Annotated in this window: 21 protein-coding genes; 19 read left to right on the top strand and 2 right to left on the bottom strand. The window is 55.6% G+C overall.

The window, feature by feature from the left end; translation table 11 throughout:
* The 5 genes from dapF to VI895_10930 all read left to right on the top strand — a co-directional run.
* On the top strand, positions 1–575 hold a 575-nt coding region (dapF, locus tag VI895_10910; protein HLG20309.1), incomplete at its 5' end, for a diaminopimelate epimerase.
* On the top strand, positions 572–1,456 hold the full coding sequence (dapA, locus tag VI895_10915; protein HLG20310.1) for a 4-hydroxy-tetrahydrodipicolinate synthase: 885 nt from the start codon (positions 572–574) through the stop codon (positions 1,454–1,456). The genes dapF and dapA, both read left to right, overlap by 4 nt.
* The gene (dapB, locus tag VI895_10920; GenBank protein HLG20311.1) at positions 1,453–2,259 is read left to right on the top strand and encodes a 4-hydroxy-tetrahydrodipicolinate reductase; all 807 of its coding nucleotides are present in this window, start codon (positions 1,453–1,455) and stop codon (positions 2,257–2,259) included. The genes dapA and dapB overlap by 4 nt, the downstream gene beginning before the upstream one ends.
* A gap of 1 nt (position 2,260) precedes the next feature.
* Complete coding sequence (locus VI895_10925; protein HLG20312.1) at positions 2,261–3,427, top strand: LL-diaminopimelate aminotransferase; 1,167 nt, start codon at positions 2,261–2,263, stop codon at positions 3,425–3,427.
* 389 nt (positions 3,428–3,816) lie between these two features.
* Positions 3,817–4,182 carry a hypothetical protein gene (locus VI895_10930; GenBank protein HLG20313.1) on the top strand — a complete coding sequence of 122 codons (366 nt, stop codon included), beginning with the start codon at positions 3,817–3,819 and terminating at the stop codon, positions 4,180–4,182.
* 54 nt (positions 4,183–4,236) lie between these two features.
* On the opposite strand, the gene VI895_10935 is transcribed toward VI895_10930, so the two are convergent.
* Positions 4,237–4,662 (bottom strand): 4Fe-4S dicluster domain-containing protein, encoded by a 426-nt coding sequence (locus VI895_10935; GenBank protein HLG20314.1) that lies wholly within the window; start codon positions 4,660–4,662, stop codon positions 4,237–4,239.
* Between the two features lie 34 nt (positions 4,663–4,696).
* Entirely contained in the window at positions 4,697–5,344 is a 648-nt protein-coding gene (locus VI895_10940) for a class II aldolase/adducin family protein (protein HLG20315.1), read from the bottom strand.
* Positions 5,345–5,462: 118 nt separating this feature from the next.
* Between VI895_10940 and fsa the strand changes: the two genes are divergently transcribed.
* The 14 genes from fsa (at position 5,463) to VI895_11010 (ending at position 17,735) form a co-directional block, all read left to right on the top strand.
* Positions 5,463–6,110 (top strand): fructose-6-phosphate aldolase, encoded by a 648-nt coding sequence (gene fsa / locus VI895_10945; GenBank protein ID HLG20316.1) that lies wholly within the window; start codon positions 5,463–5,465, stop codon positions 6,108–6,110.
* The gene (locus VI895_10950) at positions 6,107–6,619 is read left to right on the top strand and encodes a hypothetical protein (protein ID HLG20317.1); all 513 of its coding nucleotides are present in this window, start codon (positions 6,107–6,109) and stop codon (positions 6,617–6,619) included. The genes fsa and VI895_10950 overlap by 4 nt, the downstream gene beginning before the upstream one ends.
* A 47-nt stretch (positions 6,620–6,666) precedes the next feature.
* On the top strand, positions 6,667–7,455 hold the full coding sequence (locus VI895_10955; GenBank protein ID HLG20318.1) for an electron transfer flavoprotein subunit beta/FixA family protein: 789 nt from the start codon (positions 6,667–6,669) through the stop codon (positions 7,453–7,455).
* Complete coding sequence (locus VI895_10960) at positions 7,455–8,441, top strand: electron transfer flavoprotein subunit alpha/FixB family protein (GenBank protein ID HLG20319.1); 987 nt, start codon at positions 7,455–7,457, stop codon at positions 8,439–8,441. Before VI895_10955 ends, VI895_10960 begins: the two co-directional genes overlap by 1 nt.
* Before the next feature lie 3 nt (positions 8,442–8,444).
* Positions 8,445–8,798, top strand: a complete 354-nt coding sequence (locus VI895_10965) for a PilZ domain-containing protein (GenBank protein HLG20320.1) — start codon at positions 8,445–8,447, stop codon at positions 8,796–8,798.
* A gap of 7 nt (positions 8,799–8,805) precedes the next feature.
* The gene (locus VI895_10970) at positions 8,806–9,618 is read left to right on the top strand and encodes a class I SAM-dependent methyltransferase (GenBank protein ID HLG20321.1); all 813 of its coding nucleotides are present in this window, start codon (positions 8,806–8,808) and stop codon (positions 9,616–9,618) included.
* Positions 9,619–9,706: 88 nt separating this feature from the next.
* Complete coding sequence (locus VI895_10975; protein ID HLG20322.1) at positions 9,707–10,384, top strand: TetR/AcrR family transcriptional regulator; 678 nt, start codon at positions 9,707–9,709, stop codon at positions 10,382–10,384.
* Between the two features lies 1 nt (position 10,385).
* Entirely contained in the window at positions 10,386–11,201 is an 816-nt protein-coding gene (locus tag VI895_10980) for an efflux RND transporter periplasmic adaptor subunit (protein HLG20323.1), read from the top strand.
* A 7-nt stretch (positions 11,202–11,208) separates the two neighbouring features.
* Positions 11,209–12,165 carry an ABC transporter ATP-binding protein gene (locus VI895_10985; protein ID HLG20324.1) on the top strand — a complete coding sequence of 319 codons (957 nt, stop codon included), beginning with the start codon at positions 11,209–11,211 and terminating at the stop codon, positions 12,163–12,165.
* Positions 12,162–13,478 (top strand): TolC family protein, encoded by a 1,317-nt coding sequence (locus tag VI895_10990; GenBank protein ID HLG20325.1) that lies wholly within the window; start codon positions 12,162–12,164, stop codon positions 13,476–13,478. Before VI895_10985 ends, VI895_10990 begins: the two co-directional genes overlap by 4 nt.
* A 3-nt stretch (positions 13,479–13,481) precedes the next feature.
* Entirely contained in the window at positions 13,482–14,432 is a 951-nt protein-coding gene (locus tag VI895_10995) for an ABC transporter ATP-binding protein (protein ID HLG20326.1), read from the top strand.
* A complete protein-coding gene (locus VI895_11000) occupies positions 14,429–15,553 on the top strand; it encodes an ABC transporter permease (GenBank protein HLG20327.1) in 1,125 nt (374 codons plus the stop codon). Before VI895_10995 ends, VI895_11000 begins: the two co-directional genes overlap by 4 nt.
* A 4-nt stretch (positions 15,554–15,557) precedes the next feature.
* Positions 15,558–16,727: an ABC transporter permease gene (locus VI895_11005; GenBank protein HLG20328.1), complete on the top strand. Its 1,170-nt coding sequence runs from the start codon at positions 15,558–15,560 to the stop codon at positions 16,725–16,727.
* An 87-nt stretch (positions 16,728–16,814) separates the two neighbouring features.
* Positions 16,815–17,735, top strand: a complete 921-nt coding sequence (locus VI895_11010; GenBank protein HLG20329.1) for a radical SAM protein — start codon at positions 16,815–16,817, stop codon at positions 17,733–17,735.
* The last annotated feature ends 61 nt before the right edge of the window (positions 17,736–17,796 follow it).

Genomic DNA, 17,796 nt, shown 5'->3' on the forward strand with positions numbered 1-17,796 from the left:
GTTACCTTCAAGAAACGGGAGTGCCCAAGTCCACGTACGCATTCGAAACGCCCGGAGGGCGACGAACGGTGGAAATTGAATCGTTCGAACGGATTCGAGTGGATATGGGAGCGCCGATTTTCGAGCCCGGGAAGATTCCAGTTGCGTCCGAAGCGCCGATCTGGGGGAAGGAGATCGACGTGGAAGGCCAAAACGTAAAAATTTACACGCTCTCCATGGGCAACCCGCACGCGGTGATTTTTGTCGGCCGTTCCGAGCAGTTGAATCAGGTAACCACGCTCGGTCCGAAGGTCGAGCGGCATTCTCTCTTTCCCCGTCGGACGAACGTGGAATTCGTTCATATAAAGGACGGACACCTACACGTCCGCGTGTGGGAGCGGTCGGCCGGCGAAACGTGGGCGTGCGGGACCGGTGCCAGCGCGGCCGGCGTCGTCGCCCTTCGGGAAAAACATGTGAAAAATCCTGTTCGCGTGGAATTCCGCGGTGGGACCGTGGAAATTTCGTGGAAGGACGGGGAATCGGTCTTTATGACCGGCCCCGCGGGACGCGTGTTCGAAGGTGAGGTGGACCTATGATGAATTGGCAAGGGGTCTGGGTGGCGATCGTCACGCCGTTTCGAAAAGGATCGGTAGATGTTCCAGCGTTACAAGCGTTGGTCAAGGGTTTGCTCGACGCCGGAGTTCAGGGAATCTGTCCGTGTGGAACGACGGGCGAGGGCGCGACACTCACGGATTCGGAGTTCACTCAGGTGGTCGAAGCGGTTATGGCTCAATCCAACGGAAAAGCTTGTGTTGTACCCGGGACCGGTACGGCCGATACGGAAAAGACGATCGCGCGGACGAAGCTTGCGAAGAAATTGGGGACGGAAGGTGCCCTGGTCGTCACACCCTATTATGTGAAGCCGACTCAAGACGGGCTCATCCGGCATTATTCCCGAATCGCCGAGTCGGCGGATTTTCCGATGATGCTTTACAATGTTCCGGGACGCACGGCGGTCAACATGCTCCCCTCGACGGTGGAGAAGTTGTCAGTGGATTCTCGGATCGCAGCCGTGAAGGAATGCGCGCCGTTGAATCAAGCGGCTGATTTGATTCGCCGTGTGGGAGAAAGAGTGGCGGTGTTCACGGGGGAGGATGGCGTGTTTCTGCCGTTCCTGGTTTTGGGCGGGCGCGGTACCGTATCGGTCGTTGCGAACGTTGTTCCCGAGCGCTGGGTCGAGATTTATCTTTGCGTGCAAAAAGGGGACTGGGTTAAAGCGCGGACGACATTTTTGTCGCTTGGGCCGTTTATCGAGACCCTCTTTATTGAATCGAACCCCATCCCGGTGAAGGCCGCTCTCGAGATGTTGGGTTGGATCGACGGTGAGCTTCGCTCCCCCCTCGCGCCCATATCGGAACCCAACCGAAAGAGGCTTAAAGAAGAACTTTCGAAACTTGGACTCAGGAGCTTGAAATGAAACCGATTCGCGTTGTGGTCTTAGGGGCGCTCGGTCGAATGGGAAGGGCTATTTTGGACGCCATGGCGACCGACCGGAATTTTCACCTAAAAGGAGCCGTGGTCCGGGAGAAAGCCACGCAAAAGGGCGCCACACTCGAAAAGCACGGTTTGAAGGTCTGGGGAGACGCGCCGCTTCACGGGAGTCTTGCTTCCGTGGCCACGCGCAATGATGTGGTGATTGATGTCACGAAAGCGGATGCCGTGACGCGAAACTTGCTGTGGGCGGCGAAGTCGCGCATTCCGTATGTGCTCGCCGTAACCGGCCTGGACGTGAAAACACAAAAACTCATTCAGCAGGCTTCCAAGAAAATTCCGATTGTTGCGGCTTCCAATTTCAGCATGGGAGTGGCGGTTCTGGATGAAGTAGCCTGGATTGCGGCGGCGCTCCTTCCGGAGGCGGATATTGAGATCGTGGAATCTCATCATCGGTACAAGAAGGATGCGCCCAGCGGCACGGCCATGTCTCTGGCTCGTTCGATTGTTTCCAGTGCGCAACGGAACCAGCAAATTATTTTCGGCCGCCCGCGAAAAGGAGAGCGCAAAAAAGGATCGATAACGATTCACTCCGTTCGCGGAGGCGATACGATCGGCGAACATCGCATTCATCTTTTTCTGGATGGAGAGCGGATCGAGCTGACCCACATCGCCGCCTCGCGGGCGATTTTTGCGAGAGGCGCGTTGCGCGCGGCGCGTTTTGTCGTCGGCCGGCGGCCCGGTCTTTATACGATGCACGACGTCTTAGGCCTCGGACGGAAAACGTAAAATGAGCGTTCCCTCACGATCGGAACGGATTCTGAACCTTCCGCCGTATCTGTTCGCGGACCTCGACCGGACGAAACGAGAGCTGCGAAGTCGGGGCGTCGATGTGATTGATCTCTCCATCGGCGATCCCGATCTGCCGACGCCGGCTCTCTTGATCGAGAAACTGTATGAGGCGGCGAAAAAGCCCGAGCATCATCGGTATCCCGCTTACGACGGAAGTCCCGCGTTTCGGAAAGTGGTAGCCGATTGGTACCAAGACCGTTTCGGTGTGTCTCTCAATCCGGAGAACGAAGTGCTGGCGCTCATTGGGTCGAAGGAGGGAATCGCGCATATTCCTTTGGCGTTCGTAAACCCCGGCGATCTTACGCTGGTGCCGGACCCCGGTTATCCGGTTTATGCCACGGCGACTTCGTTCGCGGGGGGAACGCCGAGATCCGTTCCGCTACTGAAAGCGAATCAGTTTCGGCCGAAGTTTTCCGAAATTCCTGCGGATGTGGCCAAACGTTCAAAGCTTTTTTTCCTGAACTACCCCAACAATCCGACTTCAGCCACGGCTGGCGTCGGTTTTTTCGAAGAAGCCGTCGCTTTCGCTAAAAGATACGAGATGCTCATCTGTCACGACGCGGCCTACACCGAAGTTTTTCTCTCCGGGGTCGAGCCCCAAAGCTTCTTGCAGGCGGCGGGAGCCAAGGACGTCGGAATCGAATTCCATTCGTTGAGCAAGACATTCAATATGACCGGCTGGCGCGTTGGATTCGCCGTGGGCAACCGGGAAGCCATCGGCGCACTGGCGAAAGTGAAAACCAACGTCGACTCGGGTGTTTTCGGCGCGATTCAGGAAACGGCGATCTCCGCCCTCCAGCATTGGAAAGAACTGCGTGACCAAAACAACCGGATCTACGGACACCGCAGGGATATCCTTTTGGAAGGACTCAAGCGATTGAAAATTCCATTTCAGATCCCTCGGGCGACATTTTATGTTTGGTGCGATATTCCCACGAAAGAAAGCTCAACCGCGTTCTGCACGCGGATTCTTCAAAAAGCGGGCGTCTGTTTCACACCTGGCGTCGGGTTCGGCGCGCACGGAGAGGGTTATTTCCGAATCACCTTGACCGCAAGCGAGGTCCGGCTTCAAGAAGCGCTGTCGCGACTGGAGAAGAACCTGTAGGACTCGTCGCAGGGAATTGGCGGGCGCCGCGATCCTGAAATCATTGGATTTGTAGAACGATGGTAATATATGGTATATAAGCCATATGTAAAGGCGGCTGCACTATTTCATCGGAAGCTGTCGCTGGTTCATAAAACACGCGGAGAGATTGCCGTAGCTGAGCTAAAAATGTGGAAAGTGCAGGCTTCCGATGCTTATCCGAAAGGGGTTAAGTATTCGATGTTTCTCGTGAATCGGGAAACCGGAGAAATATTGATTGGTTTCGATAATCACCGGCCGAAAGGGCCCCATTTGCATGTAGAGGGCAGAGAGGTGCCTTATCCGTACAGAGGAATCAGCGGTTTGGTAGAGGATTCTTGGAGATACGTTCGAAAGAAAGGATTTGAGCTATGAAACTGAAGAAAGCAAGAATCGTGGTCCGGTCGATTGACCAGGTGAAAAAAGAGTGGAAAGCCGCCCTTAAAGGAAAGCTTCGCTCGATTCAATCAAGAAATGAGGTTGTGTTTTTGAGTCTTAATTCGATTGCCAAATTACTCACGCGAGCTCGCTTGCAACTGATGGCAGCAATACTCAAGGGTAAGCCCAAATCCATTTATGCTCTGGCTAAGATGGTTCATCGAGATTTCAAAAACGTTCATTCAGACGTTCTTTTGCTGTCTGAACTGGGGTTTATCGAGCTCAAAAGTCAGGGGCAGCGCGAAGCAATAACGCCAGTGGCGAAATACTCAGGATTCGAGGTAAATTTAGCGGCTTAGAAGGGACAATGCAGATCCTGAATTTCAACTCATTTCAGCGACAGAACGGTAATGCTATCCGCGCCAGTAATCGACAAACGCTGAATTGGAAATCTTTCGCACGTCCCCGGCATCCAGATTTTTAGCGGCTACATTCTTGGTCGCTTCTTCATACGTATTTCCGATTTTGATGCCGAAGGCGGTTTCAATCTTTTCGGTCGGGACCATCCGAATCGCATCCCAGGTCAGTTTCGTACAAGCTTTCACGCAGATTTGGCAGCCGATGCACTCGTCGAATCGAATCTGGACCGGCGGAATCGGCCGGTCCGGGTAAGCGGATTTCGGCTGCACTTCGATGCAGTCGACGGGACAGAACGGCACGCAGACTTCGCACCCGGTGCAGTGGCCTTCCATGACGACCGCGACGGTTCTTGGACGTTTTTTCTTTTGCCCCGGTTCGCCCGCGTACTCCGGAATATCGGCCAGCAACTCTTTCGCCATGGGGAAAATACTATATCGGACTCGGAAATCCTTGTCAGGCGGGACCCATGCCGCCGATCTGGTGAAGACGCCGGACCTCATCCGCCGGAAGAGAGGAAATCGATCCTACGAGCCGGCTCAAAAGAATAATTCGGGCCGAATGTTCCACGCGTTCCAGTTTTTGAAGCGCGTCTTCGAGCGTTCGGCCTACCGTGACGGCGCCGTGACGTTCCAAAATGATGGCGTCGTGGTGTTGAACGATGTCCGCCAAAATAGAGGCGAGTTCCCGGGTGCCGGTCGTGGCGTAACGGGCCGTCGGAATCTCACCCAACGTCGCCACGACTTCCGGCAGGACCGGATCGGCGAGCGAGATATTCGCCAGGCTGCACGCGATGGAAAAGGGGGGATGAGCGTGGATGATCACTTCGACGTCGGGTCGGGCATTGTAGATCGCCAGATGCATCTGAAACTCCGTCGAAACGGGGTAATTGCCCCGAATTTTTTTCCCGGAAGCGTTCACGACGGGAAGATCGGACGGCCTGAGTTTCGCTTTGATCAAACCGGCTGGAGTGATGATAAATTGTCCTTTGGGTAAACGAGCGGAAGTGTTCCCGTCGTTCGCGACGGAAAAACCGAGGGTATAGAGCCGCTGATGCGTTTCGACGATCTGCCGACGCAGCGAGGACTCGAGTTTCGAGTGCACGGGGACTGTTTATCATTGGATTCACGGAGAGGCGAACAAATTTTCGAGCGAATTTAACCACTTGACTTTGATTACCTACTGGAATACCTACGCCGCAATCCCAGACCGGAGCTGACGAGTGAAGTTCTTTATCGACACCGCCAACATTCAAGAGATTAAGACCGCGCTTTCATGGGGGATTTTGGATGGAGTGACCACCAATCCCTCCCTTGCGGCCAAAGAAGGAAAGCCGTTCGATGAAATTTCTCGGGAGATCTGCAAGCTCGTTCCAGGGCCGGTCAGCCTCGAAGTTGTGACCCGTTCCGCCGAACAGATGGTGGAGGACGGCAAAAAATTAGCGCAGATTTCGGACAACGTGGTCGTGAAACTACCCATGTCGACGGCCGCCCTTCAGGCGACCAAGACACTGACCAAGAGCGGCATTCCCGTAAACATGACGCTCTGCTTTTCACCCGTACAAGCTCTATTGGCGGCGAAGGCGGGCGCGGCGTACGTGAGCCCCTTCGTCGGGAGATTGGATGACATCTCTCAGAACGGGATGGAAATCGTTCAGCAGATCGCCCAGATCTTCAACAATTATGAATTCGCGACGGAGATCCTGGTGGCGAGCGTCCGGCATCCGATCCACGTTTTGGAGGCCGCGCTTATGGGGGCGGATGTCGCCACGGTCCCGTTCAATGTCCTCGAACAGTTCGCCCGGCATCCGCTCACCGATATCGGCATGGATCGGTTTGAGCAGGACTGGAAAAAGGTTCCGGCGAAATGACGCGCGTACTCTTTTTGAGCTTGGCTCTCTCTCTGATCGCGTCGACGGCTTTGGCGCAAACGTCTCAGCCCCAGAGCCCGGAAGATTTTCTCGCATATCATCCGTTTTCCGGCCGTTTAGGGATTGGATCCACCGTGAGCCCGGAAACGTTTCTACTGATGGGGACGGTGGAAGGACACCTCGATCGATTTTTTTCCTTCGGCCCGATGCTTCAACTTGGATTGCATCGAAACACGAACTTGATCGTCCCCACATTGAGCGGGCGCTTCACGGCGCCGATCTACCCTCTGGATCGGATTAAAGTTTCGCTCCAGGCGGGTGTGGGCGGATTGATTCGCAAAGAGAATGGTTTCCGAACCTATGATTTCGACTTTGAAACCGGTATGGACCTCGATGTGTTCGTGATCAAGGGTCTTACCGCCGGATTGGGTTGGATCCTGAACGTTTCGGGCGATCGCGTGGATCGCACGGTGTGGTCGTTGTACGCCAGTGCGGCGTACCATTTTTAGTTTGAGCTTTAGTTCGATCTGTTGAACAATTTTCGAAGGAGAACCATGTGAAGATCGGTGTGTGCATCAAGCAGGTGCCGGATACAGCGAGCGCCATTCGAGTCAAGGAAGATCGCAGCGGGATCATCGAGGACGGCATTAAGTTTGTGGTGAGTCCGTACGATGAGTACGCCGTAGAAGAGGCGCTGCGGACCAAGGGAAAAGTGGCCGGGAGCGAAGTCGTGGCGATCACCATCGGTCCCAAGCGATCTCAGGAAGCTCTTCGCAACGCTCTGGCTATGGGCTGCGATCGCGCGATTCACGTCAATACCGACGGACATGCTCCCATGGACAGTCTGGGCGTCGCTCGGCTCCTGGCATCTCAGATTAAGACCGAAGCCCTGGAACTGGTCTTTACCGGACGCCACGCCGTGGACGACGACAACGCCCAGGTCAGCCAGATGACGGCGGAGCTGCTGGGCTGGCCCCATGCGACCATGGTCATTAAGTGTGAATTGGATGCCGGAGCGAAAAAGGCGCGGGTGGAACGTCCGATCGAAGGAGGCGCAAAAGAAATCTGGGAAATCGAACTCCCGGCCGTGCTGGCGGCTACAAAGGGTTTGAACGAACCGCGGTACGCCTCCCTCAAAGGAATCATGCAGGCGAAATCGAAGCCGTTAAAGGAAATTCCGGTCGCGCAGGGGGGAGTGGCGGAAACGGATCTCGCCCCGAAAGTGATTTGGTCGAATTACACCCTTCCGCCGGAGCGAAAGGCGGGAAAAGTTTTTAAGGACGATCCGGCAAAGGCGGTCCACGAAGTGGTCCGCCTGCTGCGCGAAGAGGCGAAGGTGATCTGATGGCCAACGATATTCTGGTTCTCGTAGAGACGAAGTCTGGAAAAATCAAAAAGAGTTCGTGTGAACTTTTGAGCCAAGCCAAGCGGTTGGCGGACTCGATGGGGGGACAAGTCAAGGCGCTTGTGATCGGCAAAGATGTGTCGGCTGTCGTACCGGAGGCCGGGGCTTATGGGGCGACGGAAGCCTACGCTGCGGACGACGCTTCTCTTGAAAGGTACAACGTGGAACGCTACACGTCGGTGGTGGCGGAAGCCTGCAAAAAATCTCAGGCTACGGCTTTTCTGGCCACGGCGAATTCGCTGGGGAGAGATCTGCTCCCCCGCGTGGCGGCCCGCCTGAATACCGGAATGATTACGGAAGTGACCGGACTTTCCGCGGAAGGCGGAACGATCGTCGGAAAGCGCCCCATTTATGCCGGAAAGTCCTTCGTCGACGTGCGAATTCCGAACGCGCGGCCGCAGGTCATTAGCTGCCGGCCGAATGTGTTCGAAACGGTTGCGCCGGGTGGCGGTAAGGCGGCCGTGACAAAACTCACCGGAGAATTCACTTCCATGCCGGTCAAAGCGAAGATCACGGAAGTGGTGGCCGGAAAAAGCGACAAACCGGATTTGACCGAGGCATCGATCATTGTATCGGCCGGGCGTTCGATCAAGAGTGCGGATAACTTCAAGATCATCCGAGAATTTGCCGATGTTTTGGGCGCAGCGGTCGGAGCCTCCCGTGCGGCGGTCGACGCCGGTTATGCCCCCCATGAGATGCAGGTCGGCCAAACGGGGAAGACGGTGAATCCCCAGCTTTATATCGCGTGCGGAATATCGGGTGCGATTCAACATCTCGCCGGTATGCGGACATCCAAGGTGATCGTCGCGATCAACACGGACCCGGAGTGTCCCATGTTTCAAAAGGCCGACTACGCCATCGTGGGAGACCTGTTCCAAGTTGTTCCCATGATGACGGAAGAGTTCAAAAAGATTCTCAAGGAGTAAGACGTGGCGGGCCAACCCCCAAAGGAAAGGCGAAAATCCAAGCGGGCACCTTTGGAGCTTACGGTGACCTTTCAGGTTCAGGGCCAAATGGAAAAGACCACGACGATAAATGCGAGTTCGCGAGGTTTCTTTGTGAGGACGTCGAACGCTTTACCGGTCGGAACGACGATCCCTTTCACGCTCGAACATTCCGGCCTTGGAGGCCTGTTCAAGATCGTGGGACGGATTGTGCATATTATGGAAGAGCGATCCGGGGGCGCGGGAATGGGCGTCGAAATCAAGCAGATCGCTCCGAATCAGGACCCGCAATTCGATGCTTATCGAAGCATGATCGAAAAAGCTCACACGAAAAAGTAGTCTGCGCTTGCTCGCTCGATTCGTAACGACGCTTCATTCCCTCTCGCCGATGACCCGGCGGATGATCTGGCGAATGTCGTATCAGATGTTGAATCGAACGTTCCTGCAACAAGGATGGAAGTTCGTGAATTATGGATACGCGGATTTTGACGGAGGCAGTTCAAAAATTGCTCTGCAGTCCGAAGACGAACCGGATCGGTGTTTCATCCAGCTTTATCATCGAGCGACCGATGCGGTCGATTTGCGGGGGAAGGACGTTTTAGAGATCGGGTCCGGACGGGGAGGGGGAGCTGATTACTTCGTGCGCTATCGTGGGCCCAAGTCGTATCTTGGCGTGGATCGGGCCCCCAATGCCGTGGCATTTTGCAACCGAATATATCCACATGCGGGCCTTTCCTTTGCCGTGGGAGACGCCGAATCCCTCTTCTGTCCCTCGAATTCATTCGAGGTTGTCATCAATATTGAATCGTCCCATTGCTACGGATCGATGGAGAGATTCTCAAGCGAGGTATATCGGGTCTTGAAACCGGGCGGCTATTTTGTCTGGGCTGACTTTCGAAGCCCCTCGATCATAAACGAATTGCGAACCATGTTTTCCAAGGCCGGTTTTACCCTTGCCGAAGAGAAAGACATTACGTCCAATGTGCTAAAGGCCCTCGATCAAGTGGACGATCGTAAACGCGAGGCCATTGAAGAACATGCTCCACGAATCCTGACCAGGGCCTTGAGGGAATTCGCGGCCGTCCGGGGGACCGAGATGTACAAATCATTCCTGTCCGGGCGGCTCTCGTATTACAGCTGCACACTACAAAAGCGATAACACGTTGATTTCTAAGGGAGCGCACCCTTTATTGACGGGCGCTTCCGGAGTTGACTATATTTAATTAAACGTTTAATTAACTAAACCGATGAAACGGGCGGCTCATTTAGCACGGCGCGCCACTCGGCATTCCAACAAACGAGACGCGGAAAAAACGCGGGCGGCTCTGCTCGCGGCGGGCGCGGAGCTGTTCGCGAAACACGGCTTTGCGGGCACGACGGCCGACATGATCGCCCGGCGATCCCGGGTCAATAAGGCGTTGGTGAATTATTATTTTCGCACGAAAGAAGGTCTGTACGAGGAAATTGTGGGTTCGACGTTGCGACCGCTTTCGAATCATCTGCAGTCCCAACAGGCCGACCTGCGGCCGGATGAACAGCTAAGACATTTCATCGAAATTTTTGCGGTGACACATGTAAAACATCCATATCTCTCAACAATGATTTTACGGGAATTTCTCTCTGGCAACCGAACGATTTCCGGCCGCTTGCTCCCTCATTTCATCGGTATTGTTCGCTATGTGTCCGATATTTTGGAGAGGGGCATAAAGGAAAAACTCTTTCGGCCCGTGGATCCGTTTCTCACGCACTTAAGCCTCGTCAGCACGCTGGTTTATTTTTTTGCTACGGCCCAGGCTCGAAGGCATCTCCTTTCCTCTGCGGACTCTCCGGTTCGAGATCCGACCGTGGACGAATATGTCCGTCATGTAACCGAGCTGTTTTTGAGAGGCCTCGGCGCCGATAAGTCCCTTAAAGGAGGGAACTGAAATGAACATTTATCGTGCTCTATTGATGATCATTACGGTCGCGGGGCCGATGGGTTGTTTGAATCGCGGGGACGGAAGGGAAATCACCGCGTCGGGGTACGTCGAGGCGACCGAAGTGCGCGTCGGCACAAAGGTGTCCGGAACATTGATTCAGTTGGCCGTGGACGAGGGGGACCAAGTTACGAAGGATCAATTGATCGCGAAAATCGATCCGGTTGACTTGGAACTCTCACTTCGCGCGGCGCAGGCGGAGAAGACACAGTACGAAGCGGATCTTCGGGGAGCCGAAAAAGATTATCGGCGTATGCAGGATCTTCTCGACGCCGGTTCCGGCACCGGAAAGGCCCGGGACGACGCGAAATCTCGATTCGACATGACGGCGGGGCGTGTGGCGGTATCCATTGCTCGGATCGGGCAGTTGGAACAGCAAATAAAGGATACGACGGTTCGGAGTCCGATCGGCGGAGTCGTGACGCAAAAATTGGTGGAACAGGGCGAGCTCTTGGCTCCCGGTTCTACGTTAGTGGTCGTGACCGATTTGAACGATTCCTGGCTGACGGCGTACGTCGGCGAGCCGGACCTCCCTCGCATCCGCCTCGGCCAAGAAGCGAAGCTTCTGACCGACGCCGGAATCACCCGACCCGGAAAAATTACGTATATCGCCTCGACGGCCGAATTCACACCCAAGAACGTCCAGACGAAAGATGAACGGGTCAAACTGGTTTACAAGATCAAGGTCGCTATGGAAAACAGCGACGGCCTTTTCAAGCCGGGGATGCCGGCTCAGACGCAGATCGAAGTTTCGGGAGCGAAATGAACCGATCATGGAGACGATGATCCGCATACGTGCTCTTCGTCACTCGTACGAAGACGTTCTCGCTCTGGACGGTGTGAGTCTCGAAGTCCGGAAAGGGGAGATGTTCGGTTTGATCGGCCCGGACGGCGCTGGAAAGACGACGACCCTCCGTTTGATTTTGGGGCTTCTCGATTCTCAGAAGGGAGAGCTGGACACGTGTGGCCTGGTTCCCGCGAAACAACGGGCCGAGCTCGCGGAAAGAGTAGGTTATCTTCCACAGAGGTTTTCTCTCTACGGAGATCTCAGCGTTGACGAAAACGTGGCATTTTTCGCCGACGTGCACGGGGTTTCCGGCTGGCGGCCCAAGCGCGACGAACTTCTCGGTCTCTTGCGCCTGGCGGAATTCCGTAAGCGCCTGGCCGACCGGCTTTCAGGCGGCATGAAACAGAAACTCGCCCTAGCCTGTACGTTGATTCACACGCCGGAATTGCTGGTGATGGACGAACCAACCACCGGCGTCGATCCGGTTTCCCGGCGGGAATTTTGGAAGATTCTTACGCGTCTTCAACGTGAAGGGATGACCATTCTTCTGACGACCCCGTACATAGATGAAGCCGAGCGTTGCGGGCGTGTGGCTCTGATGAATCGGGGCAAAATTCTTCACCTCGATATGCCGGAGAAACTAAAGCGTCTGGGAACCGGTTCGGTCTTGGAAATATTGGCTCTTCCGAAACGAAAAGCGGCCGAAATCTTGGCCGGTCATCCGAGCATTGCCGATATCGAAAGCTTCGGCGAACGCCTGCATGCGTCGGTTCCGTCTCTTTCTCCGGATCAATCCGCGAAATTGGCCGATGAACTGGGCACGTCGCTTCGCAACGAAGGGCTCGATGTGAAATCGATTCGTGTGGCTTCGCCGAGCTTGGAAGACATCTTTATCGCAAAAATCCGCTCGGAAGATGTAGCGGGCAAGGCGGCGGCGTCATGAGACGTTTCATCGCCTTTATCGTTCTGGCGATCGTCGTATCGTGGGGTCGAAGCCTGGCCGATTCTTCTCCGATTCGGCTCTCCTTGCAGCAAGCGATTGAACGCGCGCGTCTCGTCGCCCCGCGCTTAAAACAGCTCAGTTCGCTGGCGAAGGCCGCCGAGGCTTCCACCCGCGCCGCCAGTGCAGGACATTGGCCGTCGCTAAATGCTTCAGCGGGATACACCCGAAATTCCGGCGTCCCCGAACTCGTATCGACGCCTCCGGGCGGACCTCCGACGACCATCTTTCCCAACATCCCCGACAATTACCGCACCCGCGTGGAAATGAATGTTCCGCTGTTCACCGGCGGAAAGGTTTCCTCCACCGTGGACTCGGCCCGAGCCTTGGAAAGCGGCGCTCGGAAAGATCTCACAAGCGGAGAATCGGACCTGACGTTCGAAACGACACGGGCCTATTGGGATCTCGTCACGGCGGCGGAGAATCAGCGGGTGCTCAAAGAAGCTCTTCAATCGTACGAAGCTCACCTCGTGGACGCCAAAAACCGGAAAAGAGTGGGCATGGCCGCCACGAACGAGGTTCTTCAGGTGCAGGTCGAGCGCGACCAGTCGGAGCTTACGTTAATTCGGGCGCAAAACGCGCGGCAGGTATCGGAAGCTAATCTTCGACGCATTCTGGATTATCCGTCCGCATCGATCGAGCCGGCCGACCCGTTGGAGACGACCCTGGCGTCTCCCGCTGCGGAAGAAGATCTCGTGGCGCGCGCTTTTCGAAATCGGCCGGATCGCGCGGCTCTTGTCTCCCGATGGGAAGCCGCACGTGCGTGGGTGAACGTTCAGAAATCCACGTACTGGCCGCAGCTCAATGCCGTGGGAGGGTACGATTATTCCAATCCAAACCGCAAAATCGCTCCGCCCACCGCGGAATTCGAGGACACGTGGGACGTGGGAGTGAATATGACGATGAATCTTTTCGAAGGGGGAAAGACGAAAGCCAACGTCGACCAGGCTCGCGCGCAGGCGGAAGCTCTTCGCCAACAATTGGCCGATACCGATGAACGCATTCATTTTGAAGTGACCTCTCGCTTGATGAACCTTCAATCCGCCGTGGCGGCCTTTCCTGTGGCGGAACGGACCGTGGAATCCGCGAAGGAGAACGTCTCCGTGGCGCGCAATCGTTACCGAGCCGGCGTAATTCCTTCGTCCGAACTCTTAGACGCGGAGACGTCGGCTTTGCGCGCGGGACTCTCCCGCGCCGATGTCCTCGCTCGCATTCACGTCGCTCAGGCGGACCTGAATCGAGCTGTCGGAGATTAGAGTATGAATGCCATTGAAGTTCGGAAGCTGACGAAGCGCTTCGGCGCGTTTGTGGCCGCGGACAGCGTGACGATGGATGTGAGGTCCGGCGAAGTGTTCGGTTTCCTGGGAAGCAACGGTGCGGGAAAGTCGACGGTCATTCGTATTCTTTGCGGCCTTCTCACGCCCTCTTCCGGCGGAGCGACGGTGCTGGGGATCGATGTGAACAAAAATCCCGATGAGGTGAAACGCAGAATCGGATACATGAGCCAGCGCTTTAGTCTTTATGACGATCTGACCGTGGATGAGAATCTTACGTTCTTCGGTGGTGTTTATGGCCTGAGAAACGCCCGCCTCATCGAACGAAAAAAATGGGCGGTCCATATGGCGGGCCTGGAAGGAAAAGAGCAAATCCTCACCGCCTCTCTGCCGGGCGGCTGGAAACAGCGGCTAGCGCTGGCCTGTTCCGTCTTGCATGAACCGAGTCTTCTTTTTCTGGACGAACCGACGGGCGGCGTTGATCCAATCTCTCGACGCCAATTCTGGCAACTGATCGATGCCATGGCCGTCAAAGGGATCACGGTGATCGTGACGACACATTATCTCGATGAGGCCGAGCGTTGCGATCGGATCGCTCTCATGCACGCCGGAAGGTTGATCACTCTCGGGACCATCGGAGAACTTCGGAGGACGCTCGGTTCCCGCATCATGCTCGAGGTGTCGTGCCCGCGATTTCTCGGTGCGCTTTCGGAAATTGCGGAAGTGAAAGGGGTGCTGGAAACAAATCTCTTCGGAACGCGGATTCATGCCCTGGTGGAGGACGAACAAATCGTCGACGGCGTTCGCGCCGCCTTAGAGCGCGCCGGAAACAGTCCGACCTCGATCGAGCGGGTTATTCCGTCGTTGGAGGATGTCTTTATCCATAACATTGAGACGGAAGAAGCAGCCCGTCGGTCACGAGAGGTCCGCGCATGAGAAAAATCGCGGCCGTCGCCATCAAAGAGTTCCGGCAAACGTGGCGAGATCCCCTGACGCTTCTGATGTTGCTCGGCGTTCCCACGTTCATGCTTCTCTTATACGGGTATGCGTTGAACTTCGATGTTCAAAACGTGGCCCTCGCCGTCCAAGATCGAAGTAGGACCGCCCAGAGCCGGGACCTCGTGGCTTCGTTCGTTCACTCGCATTACTTCGATCTTGTGGCGGATCTTCCGCCCGGCACCGACATCCATACGCTGTTTGAACGGCGCCGGGCGCAAGCCGTGATTGTCATTCCAGAGGATTACGCGCGCCGTTTGGAAAGCCACCGGACAGCAGAGGTTCAACTTCTCGTTGACGGAAGCAACGCGAACACGGCGGCGACGATTCTCGGGTATGTTCAGGGAATCGTGAACGAGATCAATGTCCAATTGATCTCGGAGTGGTACCGATCCATCAATCGAACGTTCATTCCTCCCATCCACTACGAGCCGCGCGTCTGGTACAACCCTGAACTCAAATCGACGCAGTTTCTCGTTCCCGGCCTGATCGCCTTCATCATGATGTTGACGGCGGTGCTTTCGACAGCGCTGGCGATCGTGCGGGAGAAGGAGAGGGGGACGATGGAGCAATTGCGTATGACTTCCCTTCGGCCCCGGGAACTTATTTTGGGGAAGACGATCCCCTACATGGTGATTTCGTGCATGGCCATGGCCATTATCCTGCTGGCGGCACGTGTTCTTTTTAACGTTCATATTCGCGGGTCGTACGCCGATCTCGCGGTTGCAGCGTTCCTTTTCCTGATCGGGGCTCTCGGTTTGGGGCTGTTGATTTCGAGTATTTCTCGGACTCAAGCCATGGCGTGGCAAGTGGGGAGTCTTCTCTCCATGCTCCCCACGATCTTTTTGTCCGGCTTCATCTTTCCCATTCGCAATATGCCCGTAGTTCTTCAAGCCATTACGTATTGTTTCCCCGCCCGTTACATCCTGGTGATCATGCGCGGCGTGATTTTGAAAGGGGCGTCCCTCGCCCCCTACCTACACGAGATGCTCTTTCTGACGATCTACGCGACTTTGGTCTTGACGATCTCCTTTCGCCGTCTTTCAAAGGTTGTGGGGTAGCTCCGTGTACGTTCTCTTCCGGATCATTCAGAAGGAATTCCGGCAGCTCTTTCGCGATAAACGAATGATCGGGATGTTCTTTACGGCGCCGATCGTTCAAATTTTGGTTTTTGGATTTGCGGCAAACAACGACGTCACGCATGTGCCGATGGTCCTGGTGGACCAAGACCGGACCGCCCAGAGCCGGCGTTTGGTCGACCGATTTCTCTCGTCCGGATATTTCGAAGTGGTGGGGACGGAAGCGACGGTGAACGGAGTTGAGCCTTGGCTGGTGAAAGGGCGGGCTCAGATCGTTCTTGTAATTCCCAGCAACTTTGGAAGGGATCTCCTCTCCAATCGCGCGCCAAATATTCAAGTGATTGCCGACGGGACCGACTCGACGTCGGCCGTCGTCGGTCTCGGTTACGCATCTCGAATCATCGAGCAGGAAGGCGCGCACATGATGCAGACTCGCATGGCTCAACTCATGCAAACGTTCGGTGCGGTTTCAGCCCAGAAAAGCTTGATCTCCGCTCCTCTCCAACCGGCGCGCCTCGAGATGATCTCTCGCTCGTGGTACAACCCCGACTTACGAAGCCGCTGGTTCTATCTTCCCGCAATTCTTGCGATGGTTCTGCTCCTCAACACGATGGTCATGCCTTCCATGGCCGTGGTGCGGGAAAAAGAGATCGGCACGCTGGAGCAATTGATTGTCACTCCCGTCCGTCCGTACCAAATGATCATCGGAAAGTTACTGCCGTTCGCCCTGATCGGGATCGTCAATCTTTGCCTATTCACTGCTGTGATTGTGTTTCTGTTTCGGGTGCCTTTGAGAGGCCCCTTCCTCGTCCTTTTGTTATTTACGCTTCCTTTTCTCCTTTCCACACTCGGTGTTGGTCTTTTGCTTTCGACGCTCGTTCGGACGCAGCAGCAGGCGATGATGCTATCCATGTACGCCGGTATGGTTCCGATGATCTACCTTTCGGGCCTCGTTTTTCCGATCGAGAACATGCCGGCGCTGATTCAGAAAATCACGCGTGTCGTACCGTTGCGTTACTACGCGACTATTCTGCGGGGAGTGTTCTTGAAGGGTTCCGGGGCGGATATCCTCTGGCCCGAAGCACTAATCCTGTTAATAATGGGCGTGACGTTGATCACCATCGCCTCTCTCCGTTTTCAAAAGAATCTGGATTAGTTCTACACCCAAACCTGATCCAGCTCAGTGTTCGGTCTGACGTGAAAAGGCATTCTTCGAGGCGGAAACCAGTTTCGGGAGGATGGAATGAACGCTCGATATTTGGAACTGCATTTGGCCGGAAAACTGCGCGCAAAAGTCGACCAGGCGCTCTCTCTGCTGAACGGCACCTGCCGCGTCTGCCCACATTATTGCAAGGTCGACCGTATGAAACAGGAAAAGGCGATCTGCCGGTCCGGACGATGGGCGGCGGTGAACAGTTATGGACCGAGTTTCGATGCGGAGGATCGGGTCCGGGGATGGAAAGGTTCCGGCGCGATTGTTTTTTCCGAATGCAATTTGAAGTGCATGACCTGCCAGAAGCGCGGTTCAGGCCTGCTGGGGAACGGCAAAGAAACGAAAGCGGACGAACTGGCAGGGATGATGTTGGCGCTCCAAGAGCGGGGATGCCACAACGTCAGTTTCGTAAATCCCTCGCACGTCGTTCCTCAAATTGTGGAGGCTTTAGCGGTCGCCGCGGAGAAAGCTCTTCGCGTCCCCATCGTCTATCAGACCTGCGCGTTCGATTCGGAGGAAAGTTTGGCCGTCCTGGATGGACTCGTGGATGTGTATGTTCCGGAGTTCCGTTTCTGGGACGATCCCGTGGCTCGTAAGTACACGTCCATTCTCAATTACGGCGAGATCACCCGCCGGGCGGTTCAAGAGATGTACCGGCAGGTCGGCGATTTGCAGTTCGACGCGAACGGCTTGGTCACGCGAGGTCTTCTCGTGCGCCACATGGTGATGCCGAAAGATCTGTCGGGCACCCGGGACGTGATGCGATTTCTCGCGAAGCAATTGAGCCCCAATACGTACGTCAACATGATGGCGAATTACGAGCCCTCGTGCGAAGCGATGCGAGACATCGATGTGGCGAGAGCGGTCACGTACGAGGAATATAAGCAGGCCGTCGATTCGGCCGTTCAAGAGGGGATTCATCGTGTCGACGCGCGGGAGGCGTGGTTTTAGCATATGGAGGGCACTCTCCAGCGGGGCGGCGTGATTTTTGTCGGCGGGGATGGGAGCGGCA

It is taken from the genome of Bdellovibrionota bacterium, from assembly GCA_035292885.1.
Classification (GTDB): Bacteria; Bdellovibrionota_G; JALEGL01; order JALEGL01; family DATDPG01; genus DATDPG01.